Raw genomic sequence first — 16,311 nt, 5'->3', positions numbered from 1 at the left:
ATGAAAAGATCCCATCGCACACAGCACGGCGCGGCACTGATCGAGCTGGCGCTGATCACGCCGCTGCTTCTGCTGCTGACCTTCATCGCAACCGAGTTCGGCCGCGCGATGTACGAGTACAACGCGGTCGTCAAGTCGACCCGCGACGCGGTGCGCTACCTGTCCGTGCAGACGCCTGGCACGCACGTCACCGAGGCGCGCAACCTGATCGTGTACGGCAACACGGCCGGCACCGGTGCGCGGCTGGTGCGCGGGCTGAGTCTTTCGAATGTGCCGGCTGGCAGCTGCTGCACCTGGCAGTCGGTAGGGGCGAATCCGATCATCACCACGGTGACGGTGCGCGTCAGCAGCTACACATTCCATTCGCTGTTTCCCTCGGTGATCGGCGTCGTCTTCGCCGATGCGAACGGCAACATCGTCTTCAGCGAAATCGCAGCCACCATGAGGGCGCCATCATGAGAAAACGCATTACCGGCGCGACCACGGTCGAATTCGCCTTGGGTCTGCTCATCTTCCTCATGTTCGTGCTGGGCATCGTCGACTTCTCGCGCATGCTGTTCACGTGGAATGCGGCCCAGGAGGCAACACGCGCGGGGGCCAGGTATGCCGTGGTGTGCGACGACACCGGCCAGCAGGCGCTGGTGCTTGCCCGCATGAAGGCGCTGCTGCCGCAGATCAGCACTGTGTCGGTGGCGTGGGCGCCGTCGGGCTGCACGGCCGCGACCTGTCAGGGCGTCACCGTCAGCATCACCGGGCTCAACTACCAGTGGATCTCCCCCATCGCGGGTGGTGTCGCGCCGCTGATCCCGATGCCGGGCTTTTCCACCTACCTGCCGCGCGAGGTGATGCGCAAAGACCCGAACAGCGCAGCCATCTGTTCCTAGCAACGCACCGGACACGACCATGAAGATCGCCATCATTTCCCCCAATCCGAACCATCTCCAGGACATGCGCAAGGTCCTCGAGGCGCGCTCCCACCACGTGTCGCTGTTCGAGGGCGGCAAGAGCCGGATGCAATGGGTCGTCGAGAAGGCGGCCCCGGAGCTCCTGCTGGTCGACGGCATGTGCTGCGACCTTCAGGAGCTCGCGCTGGTGGAGAAGCTCACGATGCAGCACCCGGCAATCGCGGTGGTGCTGCTGTGCGCCATGCAGACGCCGGAGTTCCTGATCCACGCGATGCGCGCTGGCGTGCGCGAGGTGCTGCCGTCGCCATCCGACACTGCCGCGCTCGAGGCTGCCGTCGAGCGCATCGGGCTCAAGATGGCCGGCACCCAGGCGCGCGGCCCTGGCCAGGTCGTGGCGTTCATGCCCTGCAAGGGCGGCAGCGGATCGACCTTTCTCGCGACCAACATCGCTCACCAGCTCTCGCGGGAGCGCTCGGTGCTGCTGATCGACCTGAACCTGCAGTTCGGCGATGCGCTGTCGTACGTGAGCGACGTGCGGCCGAGTTCCACGATGGCGGACGTTGCGCGCGACATCGGCCGCCTCGACGCGTCGCTGCTCGCGGCCAGCGTGGTGCGCGTGGCGCCGGGCTTCAGCATCCTGCCCGCACCCGACGATCTTTCGCGCGCGCTGGAGGTGAAGGCCGAGCACATCGACGCGATCCTGCAGGTTGCGCTGCCGATGTACGACTTCGTGCTGTTCGACCTCGGCACGCGCATCGACACGCTCTCGATCAAGGTGCTGGACCGCGCCGACCGCATCTTCCCGGTGCTGCAGCCGAGCCTGCCGCACATCCGCAACGTGACGCGCCTGATGCAGGTGTTCAAGTCGCTCGGCTATGCCCCCGGCAAGGTCGAGCTGCTCGTGAACCGAAGCGCCGGTGGCGGGGAAATCGGGTTGTCGGACATGCGCCGCTCGCTGGTCGGCGCGACGCTCACGATCGTTCCCGACGGTGGCAAGGACGTGGATGCGTCCATCAACCGGGGCGTGCCGCTGGCGGAGATGTCGCGAGGCAGCACGCTCGCCAAGCGGCTCGCCGAGATCGCTCACTCACTCAGTCCGCGGCAGGAGGCGGCGCCCGGCTTCATCGGACGGCTCTTCCGCCGTGCCTGAGCACCACCGGCTCATTCTTCTTCAACAGCAAGGCAGGCTCCCATGTCATTCAGAGAACAGCTCAATGCGATCGACGCCGATCCCACTGCGCAGCCCGATGGGCACGCAGCCGACCTGACCGCGTCGCCCTTTGCGTCGGATGCCTACAAGTTGCTGAAGGAGCGCATGCACCTGAAGCTGCTGGAGCGCTTCGACCTGGCGGCGCTCGAAACCCTGAAGCCCGAAGTGCTGCGCCAGGAAATCTCGACCATGGTCACGCGGCTGCTGCAGGAGGAGCCCGAGGCGCTCAACGACATCGAGCGGCGCACGCTGATCCGCGACATCCAGCACGAGATGCTCGGTTTCGGGCCGATCGAGCTGCTGATGGCGGATCCGTCCGTCTCGGACATCCTGATCAATTCGCACGAGAAGGTCTACGTGGAGCGCCGGGGCCGGCTGGAGCTGACCAACGTCAGCTTCACCGACGAGAAGCACCTGCTGCGCATCATCGACAAGATCGTCTCGCTGGTGGGGCGGCGCATCGACGAGTCCAGCCCCATGGTCGATGCGCGGCTGCCCGACGGCTCGCGCGTCAATGCAGTCATCGCGCCGGTGGCGCTGGACGGACCGATGATGTCGATCCGGCGTTTCGCGAAGATCCCGCTGCGCATGGAGAACCTCGTGAACGAGCTCAAGACGCTGACGCCGCCGATGGCGCAGATGCTCGAGGGGCTGGCCCAGGCGAAGGTCAACATGCTCATCTCCGGCGGCACGGGCGCTGGCAAGACGACGCTGCTGAATATCCTCTCCGGCTTCATTCCGCCGACCGAACGCATCATCACCATCGAGGATGCGGCGGAGTTGCAGCTGCAGCAGCCGCACGTGGCGCGCATGGAAACGCGGCCGATGAACATCGAGGGCAAGGGCGAGATCACGCAGCGCGCGCTGGTGCGCAACGCGCTGCGCATGCGGCCCGACCGCATCGTCATCGGCGAAGTGCGCGGCGCCGAGGCGGTCGACATGCTGCAGGCGATGAACACAGGCCACGAAGGCTCGCTCACCACCATCCACGCCAACACGCCGCGCGATGCGCTGGCGCGACTGGAAAACATGATCGGCATGGCGAACCTGAACCTGCCGCATCGCACTGTGCGCCAGCAGATCGCGTCGGCCATCACGGTGGTGGTGCAGGTGCTGCGGCTGGTCGATGGGCGGCGCAAGGTCACCAGCATCCAGGAGATCACCGGCATGGAAGGCGAGGTGGTCACCATGCAGGAGATCTTCACTTTCCACCAGACCGGCATGGGGCCCGACGGCATGGTGCGCGGCCATTTCCACGCGACCGGTGTCAGGCCGAAATTCGCGGAGCGGCTCCATGCCTACGGCGTGGATCTGCCCGACACCATGTTCGAGCCGAGCAAACACTACGAATAGGAGACAGCCATGTTCGACAACCTGGGGGGGCACACCCTCATCACCGTCACCGTGCTGGTCTTCGTGACCGTGTTGCTCATGATCGAGGGCCTGTACCTGCTGTGGCGCTCCTACAAGGGGCCCGAGGCGCGCAAGATCGAGAAGCGGCTGCAGGCGTTTTCCGCCGCGGTCGATCGCACGTCGCAGGCCCATCTGGTCAAGGAACGCATGCTCAGCGAGGTGCCGTGGATGCAGCGCATGCTGCTGACGCTGCCGCGGGCGCACCGGCTTGACCGCTTCATCCTGCAGGCGGGGCTGGACTGGACGGTTTCCAGCTTCCTGCTGGTATGCGGTGCGCTCGGCGTGCTCGCGTTCTTCGTGACGGCGTCGATGGCACGCCAGCCGATGCTGCTGGCGCTCGCCGCCGGGGTCTGCGCGGCGATGCTTCCGGTGCTCTACCTGCAGCGCCAGCGCAGCCGCCGGCTGGCCCGCATGGAGAGGCAACTTCCGGATGCGCTGGACCTGGTGACGCGCGCGCTGCGCGCGGGGCACTCGTTCGCCAGCGGCGTGCAGATGATCGGCGAAGAAATGGCCGACCCCATTGCCAGCGAGTTCCGCATGGTCGCCGACGAGGTGAATTTCGGCGTCTCGCTGCAGCAGGCCCTGACCAACCTCAGCGAACGCATGCCGCTCACCGACCTGCGCTATTTCGTGGTGGCGGTGCTGATCCAGCGCGACTCCGGCGGCAACCTGACGGAGGTGCTGGGCAACCTGAGCCGGCTCATCCGCGACCGGCTCAAGCTGCTCGCACGGGTGCGGGTGCTTTCGTCGGAAGGGCGGCTGTCGGCCTGGATCCTGGGGCTCATGCCATTTGCCCTGGCGGCGCTCATGAACGTCTTCAACCCCGAATTCATGTCGCCGCTGTGGACGGACCCGATCGGGCAGATGGTGATCAAGTACATGCTGGTGCTGATGCTCGTGGGCATCGTGCTCTTGCGCAAGATCGCGAAGATTCGCGTCTGAAGGAGAAGGATCATGACCATGCTGTTTCCCATCCTCGTTTTCCTGGCTGTGTCGCTGGCGATAGCCGGCCTTGCGGTCTGGATGTCTCCGACGCGCACCGAGCAGCGCCTGCAGGCGGTGACGCCGTCGGCCGGCAAGTCGGCCTGGGCCGAGACTGCCGTCAAGATCGTCGGTCCCTTCGCGCAGTTGTCTTCGCCCACCAGTGACGCTGCCCTGTCGCCGCTGCGCGTGCGGTTCCTGAACGCCGGCATCCGCTACCCGGACGCCTACCTTGTCTACTTCGGCATGAAGACGCTGCTGCCGCTGGGCTTTGCCGCGCTCGCGTTCCTGGGGATGCGGGCGACGGGGGCGGCGGACGGCACGGAGATGCTGCTGTACCTCGCGGTGGCGGCTCTGGCCGGCTGCTACTTGCCCAACCTGGTGCTGCGCCTGCTCATTCGCGCGCGCCGCCGCGAGATATTCGAGAACTTCCCCGATGCCGCCGACCTGATGCTCGTGTGCGTCGAAGCGGGCCTGGGGCTGGACGCCGGCCTGGCCAAGGTCACAGAGGAAATCCAGGTCAAGAGCGTGGCGCTGGCGCAGGAACTGCACTGGACCAACCTGGAAATGCGCGCCGGAGCCACGCGCGAGAAGTCGCTGCGCAACCTGGCGCTGCGCACGGGCGTGGAAGAGATAGGCACCTTCGCGACCATGCTGACCCAGTCGGACCGGTTCGGCACCAGCATCGGCGAATCGCTGCGCGTGTTCTCCGACGATCTGCGCCACAAGAGGCAGGTTCGTGCGGAAGAACTGGCGGCCAAGGTGCCGACCAAGATGCTGCTGCCACTGGTGCTGTGCATCTTTCCGTGCATCTCGATGGTGATACTCACGCCGGCGGCGATCCGGATCATCCGGATGATCATGCCGATGCTGAACGGGTATTGAACCGGGCACCGCTCCTGGGGCAACCCGGTGCGGCGCGTTGTTTTCAGTGCACCGGCGTCGTGTCGAGCTGGTGCTTCACCGCGTAGATGTACAGCTCGAGGCGGTTTGTCACGCCGAGCTTCTGGTAGATCGACGTGAAGTGGTTGCGCAGCGTGTGCTCGGTGACGAAGAGCTTCTCGGCCAATGCCTTGTTCGAGGCGCCGCTGCCAGCCACGACGATGCGGACGATTTCCCGTTCTTTCTGCGTCAGGCTCGCCAGCCTGGCGGCTTCGGGGTCGGCCTTCGGGGGCTTCTTCACCGAAGTCAGCTGAGAGAAGACGCGGCCCATGGTTTGCGCATCGACGCAAAGCTCGCCTTTGTAGACGCGCTCGATGGCCTCGAGCACCTGCTGGGCCGGAGCGTCCTTGCGCATCACGCCGCGCGCGCCGTGCAGCACGGCAAGGTCGATCGTGCGCTGCTCGCGCTCCGCTGTGAGCACGACGACGCGCGACACCTCGTTCGACAAAAGCCTGGGCAGGATGTCGATGGCGCACCGACCGTCGAGGTCGAGATCGAGCACGATGACGTCGGGGGCGAGGTCGTCCGAGGTCGCCACGGCGTCTTCGCAACAGCTGGCCGTGCCGACGACCCGCATGCGCGGCTGCTCGCCGTCGATCAGCCTGGACAGGCCCCACAGCATGGTCTGGTGGTCGTCCACGAGCAGGACACCGATGGGATGGGCAACTGGTTGCATGACAGGCTCCTGATTTGTCTTCTGGGTTGTTTTTCTCAGATGGGAATTTCCACCAGTACCGCGGTGCCGCCACTCGCGCACTGGTGCACCTGTGCCCGCCCGCCGAGAGCCGCAGCGCGCTCGGTGATGGAGCGCGGGAGGAACTTCGTGAAGCTCTCTTCACACGCTTCGTTCTCGATGCGCAACTGCAGGCGCCCGTTCTTGCAGTCGAGGCGGATGCTGCCGTGACGCGCTTGGGTGTGCTTGCAGATGTTGTTCAATCCCTCGCCCACCAGCTGCAGGACTTCCGCGGTCATCCGGTCGTCCAGTTGGACCTGGCCGTCGACCGTAATGGCGATCTCGATGCCATAGAGCCCCTTGATCCGCTCGGCCTGGCGATGCAGATGGGGCAGTACAAGCCCGCAGGGACTGTTCGCGCTGTGCTTGACCGCACCGGCGTAGCGGCGCAGGTCGGCGATCACGCCGTCGGCCACGCTCGCGAGCTTGTCGAGGTCTTCGCGCAGCGGGTTGTCGGTGGCCGCCTTCTTGCGCAGCGCGCACAGACCCATCCGCAGGCCGATGTACGGCTGCACGGCCGTGTCGTGCAGGTCCAGCGCGAACTTCAGGCGCTCTGTAGCGGCGGCTTCGGAGGCCATCCGGTCGAGCACCTCGATGGTCTCGATGACCGGGAAGATCTGTTCCATGAGGTGCGCCAGGAACAGCGCGTCGGACTTGTTGAACAGTCCGTCACGGGACGACACGAAGACCCGGCCCTCGCCCAGCCGCATCGGCAGCGGGGCGCTGATGAAGGCGCGGGCCTCCAGCATGGCGGCCACGGCGGCGCACTGCTGCGCGCCGTCGTCGTCCTCTATGCGCCAGCCGCTTGCGCCGGCTTCGAAGACATGACTTTGCGCGCACAGCAGGCTCAGGGGCCAGGGCAGGCGGTTGCTGAGCACGGTGTGGTCCGGCGCCAGCGCCATGAGCGGCGATTCGGCGATGCGGCCGATCGTCTCGACGCTGACGTGTTCGCAGGCGTCGTTCTTGCGCAGCGTGCGCAGGATCCAGTTGCCGGTGGATGTGTCCCGCGTCAGGAGGATGCAGTGGCTTGCCCTGAAGAAGGCCAGTGTCTTTTCCATCGTGCGGGCGACGGTGCGGCCGGCACCGAAGCGGGGGTTCGAAAGCTGGCAGACATCGCCCAGGAGCGCGAGGCGCCGCTGCAGGCCCAGCTTCGAGCCGCCCCAGTGCACGATCATGTGCCCCAGCGCCAGCAGGAAGGTGGTGCGCATCAGCAGCTGCGGCGAGTCGCCGCCCGTGCTGGTGGCCAGGCCGCAGGCGGCGAACGACGCGACCGATGCGACCGTCACGCGGGCGCCTTCCTCGAAACCCCAGCGGAACGAGGAGGTGAGGATTGCGAAGAAGTAGAAGAGGAAGAAAAGACTCTGGACGCCGTCAGTCACGAAGATGATCAGCGTGAACCACAGCACGTCGGACCAGTGGATGGCCTTGCCCTGGAAATACGGGCGGCCCATTCGCGTGCATGCATACACCAGCAGGCTGTGCAGGATGTATCCGGAAAAGGCCAGCCAGACGGGAACCTGCAGCCGGTTGTCACCGGCATCGACCGCGACAGCCAGCAGCGCGGAAACCGACAGCACCATTCGCATGCGGGCCACCATGAGGGCATCCGCGGCGACGCTCGCGTCGACGTCGGGGGCAGCAGTAGTGCGAGCCAGCATGGCGAAGGATCCTTGGCACCCAGGCGCATCACGCCAGGCAGGCCATTCCTGAGTGGGCAGAGAAGCTCGACGGTGTCATTTTGGAATTCATTCTTTGCACCTGAAAGCGATGTATGTGAAGGTTTCACATTACTACTTTGGTAGTCAAAGACAATTGGGGTCGACGGGCCTGGCTGATTTGTGACGTCTGTTGCATTAAGAAACATTCATCCAAATCTCGGGCTTTTTCGAATGCCTGTCGAGGGGGGCTGCCCCGCCCGATGGCGAAAAGTACGCTATTTACAGGTACCCGTTCGATGCGTTCCAGCGAGCCACTCGCTGCCCCTCCAAGTTCACATCCGCCGTGCGACCAGGGCCGTGCGCCCCAGGGGAGTGACCCGCAGGACGACCGCCTGCTTGAACTTCTGCTGGGTCTGCCGGGAGCGGCAGGTCGGGGGAAGCGTGGCTTCCACCATGCCCGCCGCATTCAACACGGCCACCGAGTTGATCCCCGCTGGATCGTCGATGCGCAGGGGGAAGATCGAATTGCCGATCTTGCGCAGGTAGTCGAGTGGCATGACGGGCCATTCCTGGCCCTCGGCAGTCGTTGCAACGTTGCCGGTCTGCAGGCTGGCGATCTCCGCGTGCCCTGCGTCCGTGATGGCGAACACCACGGCGCTCTCATACTGTTGGTAGCCGAAGTGATCGAGATGAAATTCGGCCTCGATGAGTCCGGTCGCCAGCAGGACCGATGCGTTCCTGATGTCCGGGTCAGCCGTGAGCGTCGCCGGAAACTTCTCGTGCAGAAGTCGAAGGAGGAGGGCAAGCGGCATACATGCTCCTATCTGGACCTTCTGTGCGTATCGAGCGGTTCGTCACGAGGTCCGAGGGTCGTTCGGGTTTAAATGTGATTTTTTCACTTTAATTATTTTGTTTTACATCAACCGCCCGACCTTGTCGATAGGAGGCACTCCACGGCCATGAGGCCGTGGATGAAATTTGCTGTGGATTGCGAAAGAAGAGGGCGCCCAGGCATTGCGGGCGCCCCGCGGCAGCCTCAAGGCGTGGTGAATGTCACCCGCTGTGCGATCAGCACGCCGTCGATCACCCGGTCTCCGACGACGGTCACGCGCTGGCCGTTGGCCAGGTTCGCGGCGGTGCCGTTCTCGAAGACGGCGCCCCTGGCGTCCACTGGTTGACCGCGGACCCTGAAGTCGGCGAGGGACTGATACGCGCCGATGGCGCCGATCAGCGTGAACGAAGCCGGGCCCCCGGTGCCCGGAACGTTGCGGATGCGCAGCTTCTTCACCACCAGCACACCGCCCGACATGAAGCCGTCGACTTCGACTTTTACGCCGTTACCGAGCGAGCCCACGGGGCCGCCGGTGATCTGCCCATTGGTCGCGTCGACCGGCGTGCCCAGCACCTTGAACGAACTGCGCGAGGCGAAGTCGGTGATGACGCCTGCCAGCTGGACAGCAATGCCGTCGCTCACCGGGATGGCATACCAGCCCTGCATCGTCGTGGCCGTGAGCACGCCCGCGACCGGCGCGGCGGTGCCCCGGGCGCGCACGATGATGCCGTTGGCAAGCGACGATGCGTTCATGCCCGTGAAGGCCGCCGAGCTGAAGTTGATCGTGAGCTGGCCGAGCGTGAAGGTCTTGCGCACGGTGTCCAGGTTCTGCACGGTCCCTGTGACCAGCGGATCGGTCAGGGTGGGTGCGATCTGGATGCGCGTGGCGCGCAGGGCGCCCGGTGCGCTCGGCAGGCCCCACACCTGGACGATGCTGCCTGCGCCGACGTCCGCCAGTCCGCTCGCGTCGGCCCAGACGGTGGCCGAGTCGATGCTCACGACGGTGCCCATCACGACGAAGCTACCGGCCGAGGTGTCGATGCCTGAGGCAGCGCCCCGTAGTTCGGCAGCCGACTGGACCTGGGTGGCGACGCCGCTGGTGAAGTTGGCGTCGACCTTGCCGGCGACGCGCGCACTCATGCCGATCTGCAACTCGGTGGCGTCTTCAATGGTGAAGGTGGCGGTGTCGGTGTCGTAGCGCAGCCCGTTGAGGATGATGCTGCCCAGGCCGTCCGCCGCGCCGATGCCGGCGGCGTCGGCAGTCACGCCAGTGCCGCCCGAACCTACGCCGGAGCCGTCGGTGTTGCTGTTGCCGGCGGTCGTATCTCCGCCCGAACCGCCCGAGCCTGTGGAACCTGTGCCAGTTCCAGTTCCTGTCCCCGCTCCTGTAGAGGTATCCCCTCCGGTGCCCGTCTGCGTGGTGCCACCCGTGCCGACACCCAGGCCGCCCACGGAGCCGCCACCGCTGCCTCCACCCCCGCCGCAGGACAGCAGCAGGGCCATGAGGCCGACGGACAAAAGGCCGAGCATGAGCCGGCGGGGTGTCTTCATCGTGTTCATGGCTTGGGCTCGCTTTCAGGGGGGCGGGGCGGCACAGGCGCGCTCTCGTCTTCGTAATAGGTGTAGATGCCGACCCTGATGCGCCCCTTTGCTCCAGCAGGGGCGCGGTCGACTGCCTGTGTCATTTCCTGCGTCAGCTCGTGATGCAGGGCTGCCCAGCGTTCCCGCACGAGGCGCTGGATCTGCTCGCATTCCTGCAGCGTGAGCCCGCGCGCGTACACCGCCCGCTCGAGCATTCTGGGCTCCTCGCCCAGGGTGTTGGAGACTGCCGCCAGCAGATGGTCGCGGCCGTTGTCGCCCAGGAAGGCGAGCATGGACTGGAGATCCTGCACCGGCACGAAGCCGTCGGCCGTGAGTTCGACCACTCCTGCGTCCTCGGTCACCATTTGCAGGCGCACCAGCTCGTCGAGGATGGTGCGATGGTGCACGTCGCCGCGGCTGCTCATTCGCGCCACGGCCTCGAAGGAAGGCGCGGCATTGCCTGCCGTGATGGGCAGGCGCCTGAAAGTGTCATCCTTGGTAAGCATCTGCAACCACAACGTGAAAGTCTTGGCTGCTGCCGACAGCTCGGTGTGGGGCAGGGGGTCGACGGTGGCCCGAATCTTGGCGGTCACTGCCTTGCGGTTCAGGCCGGTCGTGATGGACAACTGGCTCAGGTTGGGCTTGGGCACGCCCTGGTTGCGCCAGCTTCGCTGGGCCTCTTCGATCAGCAGGTCGCGCAGCAACTCCTCGAGGTGGGGGTGCTTGACCCCCATCGCGAGGGCGAGCCTTACCACCGGTCGCAGAATGCGAGCGCAGGCAGCGAGAGCCCAGTCCAGCCGATGTTCCATGGAGGCGAGCGTTAATCCTGAAGGTGCGATTCAACGGAGGATCAGCGGCACCAGCCGCCGATCACGGTCCGCTATTGTCATGTGCAATAGTCACATGTGAAAGCTTTGGACTACTGTTGTGTCGTCCGGCAAGAACAGGACAAATGCCCCTTTCAGTTCCCGCGCGACGTGCGCAAACTGAAGCAATGGACCCGAACCCGACCAGAAATTTCGAAAGCTTGCGTGCCGCTCTGCATGTGCTTAGAGCGGACATCGGCCCAGGCGCAACCTTGACAAAGTTGTGCACGCAACGGCACGGAACAGGTGTGCTGATTCCGGACCCATTGACCGGAATCTGTCGAAGAGTCAGGAAGACATGCGACGCATATCTGGAATTCGAGCCGACTCAGCTGAAAGGCGCGGCGCGCCTGGTACGTGCGCCCGCGGAAACCGCGACTCGCTTCTTCTGGCCGGAAGTCCCCGGCTCGAGCGTTCTTTTCCCCGTGAACGGGTTCATTGCCGGCTTCCTTTCCAGCAATGAGTTCATCGTGGACGACCAGATCACGTACTCCATCTACTCGCTGAAGCCCGCAAATTCAGCGCTCATCGAGAAGATCGTGATCCGATGCCACTGTTGCCAGCAGCGGATGCGGGTCCGGCCAGGCCGGAATCTGGTGGTCACATGCCCGTCTTGCGGAGCCGACACGGATCTGGATCCGTTCTGCTGAAGCCGCCAGGCATTGACGCACCTCTAATCTCTAGTTCAGGCTGGTGCCGCCGCCTGAGGCCCGAGGAAGAACTCGACCGCCCGCGCTACCACCCACGGCACGATGACATGGTCACCGTCAAAGGGCTGCAGCGTCAGGTCGTGTCCGCTCTCCAGCAGCCGCCGCGCATGCGGGTGCGCGCTGGTCTCGATCGGCAACTGGCTGTCCGAGCGCCCGTGCGCCAGGAACACGCGCGGCTTCCCCGTCTGCGTGAACGTGTTCATGAAGCCCGCCGACAGCCCGATCACGTGGCTGGCCACGTCGCCGTTGGTCAGGCCTAGCGACAGGGCATAGCTGCCGCCATCGGAAAAACCGGCGAACGCCAGGCGCGCGGGGTCGATGCGGAAATGCGCGGCTACCGTCGACAACGCGCCGTCGAGCCGTTCAAGGTCGGGGCCATGCCCGCCGACCACGATGTCCCACGTCGGGTACATCGACTGCGGGGCCAGCAGAGGAAAGCGCCGCGCACGCGCATGGGCCACCAGATGCGGCAGCACCCGGTTGGCTTCGCCGCCCGCGCCGTGGAACATCACCAGCAACGGCAGCGGTGCATCGGTGGGCAGCCCCTCGGGCACCACCAGCACCGCCTCGCGCCCTTCGGCGAACGAGAGGCCGTGGCGTCCGGGTGACAGTTGCTCGGCAACGGGCGCGGCACCCGGGCGAAAGCTCATGCGACCGGTCAGTGCGCCACCCAGCAGGCTGGCGTCGATCATTCGATTGCTCCCATCTGCGACGACACCGGCGACGAGGCGCAGGCGATGCCGCGGAACACCGCGCATTGCGCGAAAGACTGCGCCGACAGCGGCAGCTCTTTTCTGCGGCAGTACTTGCTGGTGAGCTTGAGCAGTTCCTTGATGTCGCGGCCGCTGGCGCCGGCATATTCGACCACCAGCCTGTCGATCACCGTGCCCGGAAGCTCGACGCCCAGCTGGGTCGACAGCGTGGACCAGAGCCGGCGCGCGTCGTCGGGTCCCGGTGGCTGGTAGTCGATCACCGCGATACAGCGCGACAGGATGGCCTCGTCGATGTCACCGACCCGGTTGGTGGTCATGAACAGCAGGCCGCTGAAATACTCCAGCGTGCGCAGGAACTCGGCCACGATGGCGTTGTGCTGCAGGTCGTTGTCGCGCCGGCGGATGTACACGTCGGCCTCGTCCAGCAACAGCACGCAGTCCCAGCGTGCGGCGCGCTGAAGGATCTTCGTCAGGCTGGCCTCCACCGAGTCGGCCGTCACGCCGAGCTGGCCCGAATGCACGCGGTACAGCGGCTTGCCGACCACTTCCGCATAGACCTCGGCGGTGAGGGTCTTGCCCAGGCCAGGCGCGCCCTTGCACAGGATGGTGGTGCCGCCCGACTTGCCGGGCACCACGTCTTCCACGAGGAAGCAGCGGTCGGCCGTGAGGATGTCGATCAGGTCGCGGTGCGCCTGCGGCAGCACCAGCCGCTCGCGCAGCCCGGGCTGGTACTTGTATTCCTGCACGTGCTGCGCATGCACCCAGATGTTGCGGTGCCAGTCGAGGTGGAACAGGTGCAAATAGCAGTGCTGGGGGATGCGGTCGAAGCCGCTGTCGACACCGCTCTCGCGCCAGTAGTGCGGATCGGCGGCCAGGTCGAAGCGGCGCTGCAGCAGTTCCTCGTCATTCACGCAGCGCGCCACCGCCCCTTCGGGCAGCCGGTGGCACGCCATGCCTGCGCGGGGGCTTTCGCCGGCCATCCAGGCGCTGCCGTCGATGGTGAACTGGGCACCGAACTGCGGCTGCAGCCTCGTGAAGCACGCCACCTGCTTGTCGTACTCGCGCTTGAACTCGGCGCACTCCTTGTGAAAGCCGTGGTCGGCGAAGAGGCCGGCCAGCGTGCGGCCGGGCAGGTCTTCCGCGTAGAAGCTCAGGCCCCAGGTCATGCCCGCGAAACGCAACCGCGGTTCGGAGGGAGGCTCGCGGCCGGCAGCCTGCAGCGTGTTGGCCAGCAGGCCCACCAGCACGTACGCCTCGTTGTCCGCCGGTTGCACAAGGCGCACTGCATGCACCAGCCAGGGCAGCAGTACGCCGTCTTTGCCGCGCTGGTAGAGCCAGCCATCGATCAGGTCGCGTGCGAGCCACTCGGTCAACGCCGGGACCATCGACTCCAGGCTGGAGATGGGCTGCGAAGGCGGTTCGCCGTTGAGGTTGTCCAGCGCGAGCAGCTGGAACACCAGGTCGCGCGAGCCGGCGGCCAGGCCCAACTGGAAGAGCAGGTTGAGCGAGTGCCCGTCGAAATGGCAACTGGACACGACGCGCACACTGCTGCCGGCGCCAAGCCCACCCAGTTGAAGGCCAAGCGGCGTTTGCGCGCCGACCTGACCCTGCAGCGCAGCGGCCAGCATCTCCGGTATCTCGAGTTCCACGGTGTCTCCTCGTGTCGCCTTCGATGCTAGCCACGAGGTAGGGCCTGGCGCTTGACCTGGGTCAAGACCGGCGGCAGGACGCTAGGAGTCGTTCGCCTGCGCCAGCAGCCATTGCCTGAAGACCTGCAGCGACTGCATCTGCGCCGACTCTTCCGGATACACGAGGTAGTAGCCCTTGGCATAGCGCCATTTGCGGCGCGACAGCCGCCGCAGGCGCCCCGACGCCACCGACTCGTCGCTCATGTAGGGCGGCAGCAGCGCCACGCCCATGCCGGCCAGGGAGGCGTTGAGGGCCATCGACATGATGTCGTAGCGTGGCCCTTCGCGTCCTGCCTCGCTCACGATGCCTTCGCGTGCGAACCATTCGTCCCACGCGCCGGGCAGGGTCTGGTGGTGGATCAGTGCCGAACGCGGCGTGTTCGCATCGACCGCCTTGCCGTGCACGGCGATCCAGGCTGGCGCCGCGTAGGGCGAGAGGTCCAGCGGCAGCACGAACTCGCTGTGCAGGCCCTGCCGCTGGCCGTCGCCGAACTCCAGCGACGCATCGACCGGCGTGGCGCTGAAGTCCACCGGCCCCACGCGCGTGCCCAGGTTGAGCGTGATCTCGCCATGGTCGCGCGTGAACCCCGGCAGGCGCGGAATCAGCCAGTAGCTGCCGACCGAGGCGCCAACCGACAGCGACAGCTCGCCGCCCCGGCCCTTGAGCGCCATCACATTGGCGGTGGCGCGCTCCAGCCTCTGCAGCAGCGGCCCGACCTCGCCCAGGTAGTAGCGGCCCGCGTCCGTCAGGGCCAGGGCCTCGCGCCGACGCGTGAAGAGTTTTACGCCGAGCCGGTCTTCCAGTGTCTGCACCTGCCGGCTCACAGCGCCTTGCGTGAGGCGGAGCTCCTGCGCGGCAGCGGTGAAGGAGCGCAGCCGCGCGCTGGCCTCCAGGCACATCAGGGACATCGTCGAAGGAGCGCGAACGTGATGGTTCATGAGAAAAGAGCAAGTCTGGTGCATGCACCCGATGAAGCTACCTATACGCACCGGCCTCGTGCATGAGGAAAGCTCATGCTAAACCCAGGAAACATGGCTTGTCCAACCCGCTTCGCGGGCAGATCATCCGCCCACCGATCCTTCATTGCCGGAGTTCTCTGCCATGCGTCTACGTGCCTTGCTGTGTACTCTCGTTCTCGCCGCACTGTCGGCGGTTTCGATGCCGGGCCTCGCGGCCTATCCCGACAAGCCGATTCGCCTGATCGTGCCCTCGGCCCCGGGCGGCGCACCCGACGCGCTGATGCGCGCACTGGGGGCGCAACTGTCGCAGCAGATGGGCGTGCCCATCGTGGTCGACAACAAGCCTGGCGGCTCCTACACGATCGGCACCATGGACCTGGTGCATTCCGCGCCCGACGGCTACACGCTGGCCTACGGCAACATCGTCTCGCTGGCCACCAACCGGTCGCTGCTGCCCAGCGTGCCGTACGACGTCGAGAAAGACCTGACGCTGGTCGCCAACACGCTGCGCCTGTCCAACCTGCTGATCGTCAACAACGAACTGCCGGTGAAGAGCGTGCCCGAGCTGATTGCCTACGCGAAGAAGAACCCCGGCAAACTGGCCTTCGCGTCCGACGGCAACGGCACCACCGCGCACCTGGGCGTCGAGCTCTTCAAGGCCATGACCGGCACCGACATGCTGCACGTGCCTTACAAGGCCGCAACGGCGGCCATCACCGACCTGATCGGCGGCGGTGTGCAGCTCATGATGGTCAACACGCCGGTGTCCGGCCCGCAGGCCCAGGCGGGCAAGGTGAGGGCGCTGGGCATCTCGTCGCGCCAGCGCTCGCCCACCTATCCGAACATTCCCACCATCGCCGAGGCCGGCGTGCCGGGCTTCGAGGTGGAAGCCTGGGGCGGCATCATCGGGCCGGCCCGCATGCCCAAGGACGTGGTGGCGCGCCTCAATGCCGAGATCCGCACCGCGCTGGCCAACCCGGCGTTGCGCGAGCGCTTCAGGCTGCTGGGCGCCGAGACCGATTTCGCCACGTCGGAGCAGTTCCTCGAGCTGTCGCGCCGCGAGACGCTCAAGTGGGCCAAGATCATCAAGGACTCGGGCGCGAAGATCGACTGAAGGCC

The 16,311-nt window shown here is 65.9% G+C and carries 16 protein-coding genes; 8 read left to right on the top strand and 8 right to left on the bottom strand.

From position 1 onward, the window contains the following. From NWF24_RS15475 to NWF24_RS15450, 6 genes are read left to right on the top strand one after another with little or no spacing between them, the layout of a single operon-like run. A complete protein-coding gene (locus tag NWF24_RS15475) occupies nt 1–459 on the top strand; it encodes a TadE/TadG family type IV pilus assembly protein (RefSeq protein WP_258354942.1) in 459 nt (152 codons plus the stop codon). Continuing rightward, complete coding sequence (locus tag NWF24_RS15470; protein ID WP_258354941.1) at nt 456–884, top strand: TadE family protein; 429 nt, start codon at nt 456–458, stop codon at nt 882–884. Before NWF24_RS15475 ends, NWF24_RS15470 begins: the two co-directional genes overlap by 4 nt. Nucleotides 885–903: 19 nt before the next feature. After that, entirely contained in the window at nt 904–2,055 is a 1,152-nt protein-coding gene (locus NWF24_RS15465; RefSeq protein WP_258354940.1) for an AAA family ATPase, read from the top strand. Between the two features lie 42 nt (nt 2,056–2,097). After that, the gene (locus NWF24_RS15460; protein WP_258354939.1) at nt 2,098–3,468 is read left to right on the top strand and encodes a CpaF family protein; all 1,371 of its coding nucleotides are present in this window, start codon (nt 2,098–2,100) and stop codon (nt 3,466–3,468) included. Between the two features lie 9 nt (nt 3,469–3,477). Continuing rightward, on the top strand, nt 3,478–4,470 hold the full coding sequence (locus NWF24_RS15455; protein ID WP_258354938.1) for a type II secretion system F family protein: 993 nt from the start codon (nt 3,478–3,480) through the stop codon (nt 4,468–4,470). Between the two features lie 12 nt (nt 4,471–4,482). Further along, entirely contained in the window at nt 4,483–5,394 is a 912-nt protein-coding gene (locus NWF24_RS15450) for a type II secretion system F family protein (RefSeq protein WP_258354937.1), read from the top strand. Nucleotides 5,395–5,437: 43 nt separating this feature from the next. Here NWF24_RS15450 and NWF24_RS15445 read toward each other — a convergent pair whose 3' ends face one another. From NWF24_RS15445 to NWF24_RS15425, 5 genes are all read right to left on the bottom strand, one after another. Beyond that, nucleotides 5,438–6,127 carry a response regulator gene (locus NWF24_RS15445; RefSeq protein WP_258354936.1) on the bottom strand — a complete coding sequence of 230 codons (690 nt, stop codon included), beginning with the start codon at nt 6,125–6,127 and terminating at the stop codon, nt 5,438–5,440. Between the two features lie 35 nt (nt 6,128–6,162). After that, on the bottom strand, nt 6,163–7,842 hold the full coding sequence (locus NWF24_RS15440) for a sensor histidine kinase (RefSeq protein WP_258354935.1): 1,680 nt from the start codon (nt 7,840–7,842) through the stop codon (nt 6,163–6,165). 332 nt (nt 7,843–8,174) lie between these two features. Then, the gene (locus NWF24_RS15435; RefSeq protein WP_258354934.1) at nt 8,175–8,654 is read right to left on the bottom strand and encodes a hypothetical protein; all 480 of its coding nucleotides are present in this window, start codon (nt 8,652–8,654) and stop codon (nt 8,175–8,177) included. Nucleotides 8,655–8,878: 224 nt separating this feature from the next. Next, nucleotides 8,879–10,225 (bottom strand): DUF5666 domain-containing protein, encoded by a 1,347-nt coding sequence (locus NWF24_RS15430; RefSeq protein ID WP_258354933.1) that lies wholly within the window; start codon nt 10,223–10,225, stop codon nt 8,879–8,881. Between the two features lie 5 nt (nt 10,226–10,230). Next, nucleotides 10,231–11,064: a DUF6502 family protein gene (locus NWF24_RS15425; protein ID WP_258354932.1), complete on the bottom strand. Its 834-nt coding sequence runs from the start codon at nt 11,062–11,064 to the stop codon at nt 10,231–10,233. A gap of 185 nt (nt 11,065–11,249) precedes the next feature. Here NWF24_RS15425 and NWF24_RS15420 point away from each other — a divergent pair, with 185 nt between their 5' ends. Continuing rightward, nucleotides 11,250–11,771: a hypothetical protein gene (locus tag NWF24_RS15420; RefSeq protein ID WP_258354931.1), complete on the top strand. Its 522-nt coding sequence runs from the start codon at nt 11,250–11,252 to the stop codon at nt 11,769–11,771. 35 nt (nt 11,772–11,806) lie between these two features. Here NWF24_RS15420 and NWF24_RS15415 read toward each other — a convergent pair whose 3' ends face one another. The 3 genes from NWF24_RS15415 to NWF24_RS15405 form a co-directional block, all read right to left on the bottom strand. Beyond that, nucleotides 11,807–12,523, bottom strand: a complete 717-nt coding sequence (locus NWF24_RS15415; protein ID WP_258354930.1) for an alpha/beta hydrolase — start codon at nt 12,521–12,523, stop codon at nt 11,807–11,809. After that, nucleotides 12,520–14,193, bottom strand: coding sequence for an ATP-binding protein (locus tag NWF24_RS15410; RefSeq protein WP_258354929.1), 1,674 nt, complete (start codon nt 14,191–14,193; stop codon nt 12,520–12,522). Before NWF24_RS15410 ends, NWF24_RS15415 begins: the two co-directional genes overlap by 4 nt. An 81-nt stretch (nt 14,194–14,274) precedes the next feature. Then, complete coding sequence (locus tag NWF24_RS15405) at nt 14,275–15,171, bottom strand: LysR substrate-binding domain-containing protein (protein WP_258354928.1); 897 nt, start codon at nt 15,169–15,171, stop codon at nt 14,275–14,277. A gap of 163 nt (nt 15,172–15,334) precedes the next feature. Between NWF24_RS15405 and NWF24_RS15400 the strand changes: the two genes are divergently transcribed. Continuing rightward, complete coding sequence (locus tag NWF24_RS15400; protein WP_258354927.1) at nt 15,335–16,306, top strand: Bug family tripartite tricarboxylate transporter substrate binding protein; 972 nt, start codon at nt 15,335–15,337, stop codon at nt 16,304–16,306. The last annotated feature ends 5 nt before the right edge of the window (nt 16,307–16,311 follow it).

The organism is Variovorax paradoxus (genome assembly GCF_024734665.1).
GTDB lineage: Bacteria > Pseudomonadota > Gammaproteobacteria > Burkholderiales > Burkholderiaceae_C > Variovorax.
This window is presented reverse-complemented; position numbering and strand designations above follow the sequence as displayed.

What these genes read in the sequence shown, in the direction of transcription:
- NWF24_RS15460 (WP_258354939.1), top strand. Translation starts at nt 2,098, where the DNA reads ATGTCATTCAGAGAACAGCTCAATGCGATCGACGCCGATCCCACTGCG.
- NWF24_RS15420 (WP_258354931.1), top strand. Translation starts at nt 11,250, where the DNA reads ATGGACCCGAACCCGACCAGAAATTTCGAAAGCTTGCGTGCCGCTCTG.
- NWF24_RS15470 (WP_258354941.1), top strand. Translation starts at nt 456, where the DNA reads ATGAGAAAACGCATTACCGGCGCGACCACGGTCGAATTCGCCTTGGGT.
- NWF24_RS15430 (WP_258354933.1), bottom strand. Translation starts at nt 10,225, where the DNA reads ATGAAGACACCCCGCCGGCTCATGCTCGGCCTTTTGTCCGTCGGCCTC.
- NWF24_RS15450 (WP_258354937.1), top strand. Translation starts at nt 4,483, where the DNA reads ATGACCATGCTGTTTCCCATCCTCGTTTTCCTGGCTGTGTCGCTGGCG.
- NWF24_RS15465 (WP_258354940.1), top strand. Translation starts at nt 904, where the DNA reads ATGAAGATCGCCATCATTTCCCCCAATCCGAACCATCTCCAGGACATG.
- NWF24_RS15475 (WP_258354942.1), top strand. Translation starts at nt 1, where the DNA reads ATGAAAAGATCCCATCGCACACAGCACGGCGCGGCACTGATCGAGCTG.
- NWF24_RS15415 (WP_258354930.1), bottom strand. Translation starts at nt 12,523, where the DNA reads ATGATCGACGCCAGCCTGCTGGGTGGCGCACTGACCGGTCGCATGAGC.
- NWF24_RS15405 (WP_258354928.1), bottom strand. Translation starts at nt 15,171, where the DNA reads ATGAACCATCACGTTCGCGCTCCTTCGACGATGTCCCTGATGTGCCTG.
- NWF24_RS15455 (WP_258354938.1), top strand. Translation starts at nt 3,478, where the DNA reads ATGTTCGACAACCTGGGGGGGCACACCCTCATCACCGTCACCGTGCTG.
- NWF24_RS15440 (WP_258354935.1), bottom strand. Translation starts at nt 7,842, where the DNA reads ATGCTGGCTCGCACTACTGCTGCCCCCGACGTCGACGCGAGCGTCGCC.
- NWF24_RS15445 (WP_258354936.1), bottom strand. Translation starts at nt 6,127, where the DNA reads ATGCAACCAGTTGCCCATCCCATCGGTGTCCTGCTCGTGGACGACCAC.
- NWF24_RS15425 (WP_258354932.1), bottom strand. Translation starts at nt 11,064, where the DNA reads ATGGAACATCGGCTGGACTGGGCTCTCGCTGCCTGCGCTCGCATTCTG.
- NWF24_RS15400 (WP_258354927.1), top strand. Translation starts at nt 15,335, where the DNA reads ATGCGTCTACGTGCCTTGCTGTGTACTCTCGTTCTCGCCGCACTGTCG.
- NWF24_RS15435 (WP_258354934.1), bottom strand. Translation starts at nt 8,654, where the DNA reads ATGCCGCTTGCCCTCCTCCTTCGACTTCTGCACGAGAAGTTTCCGGCG.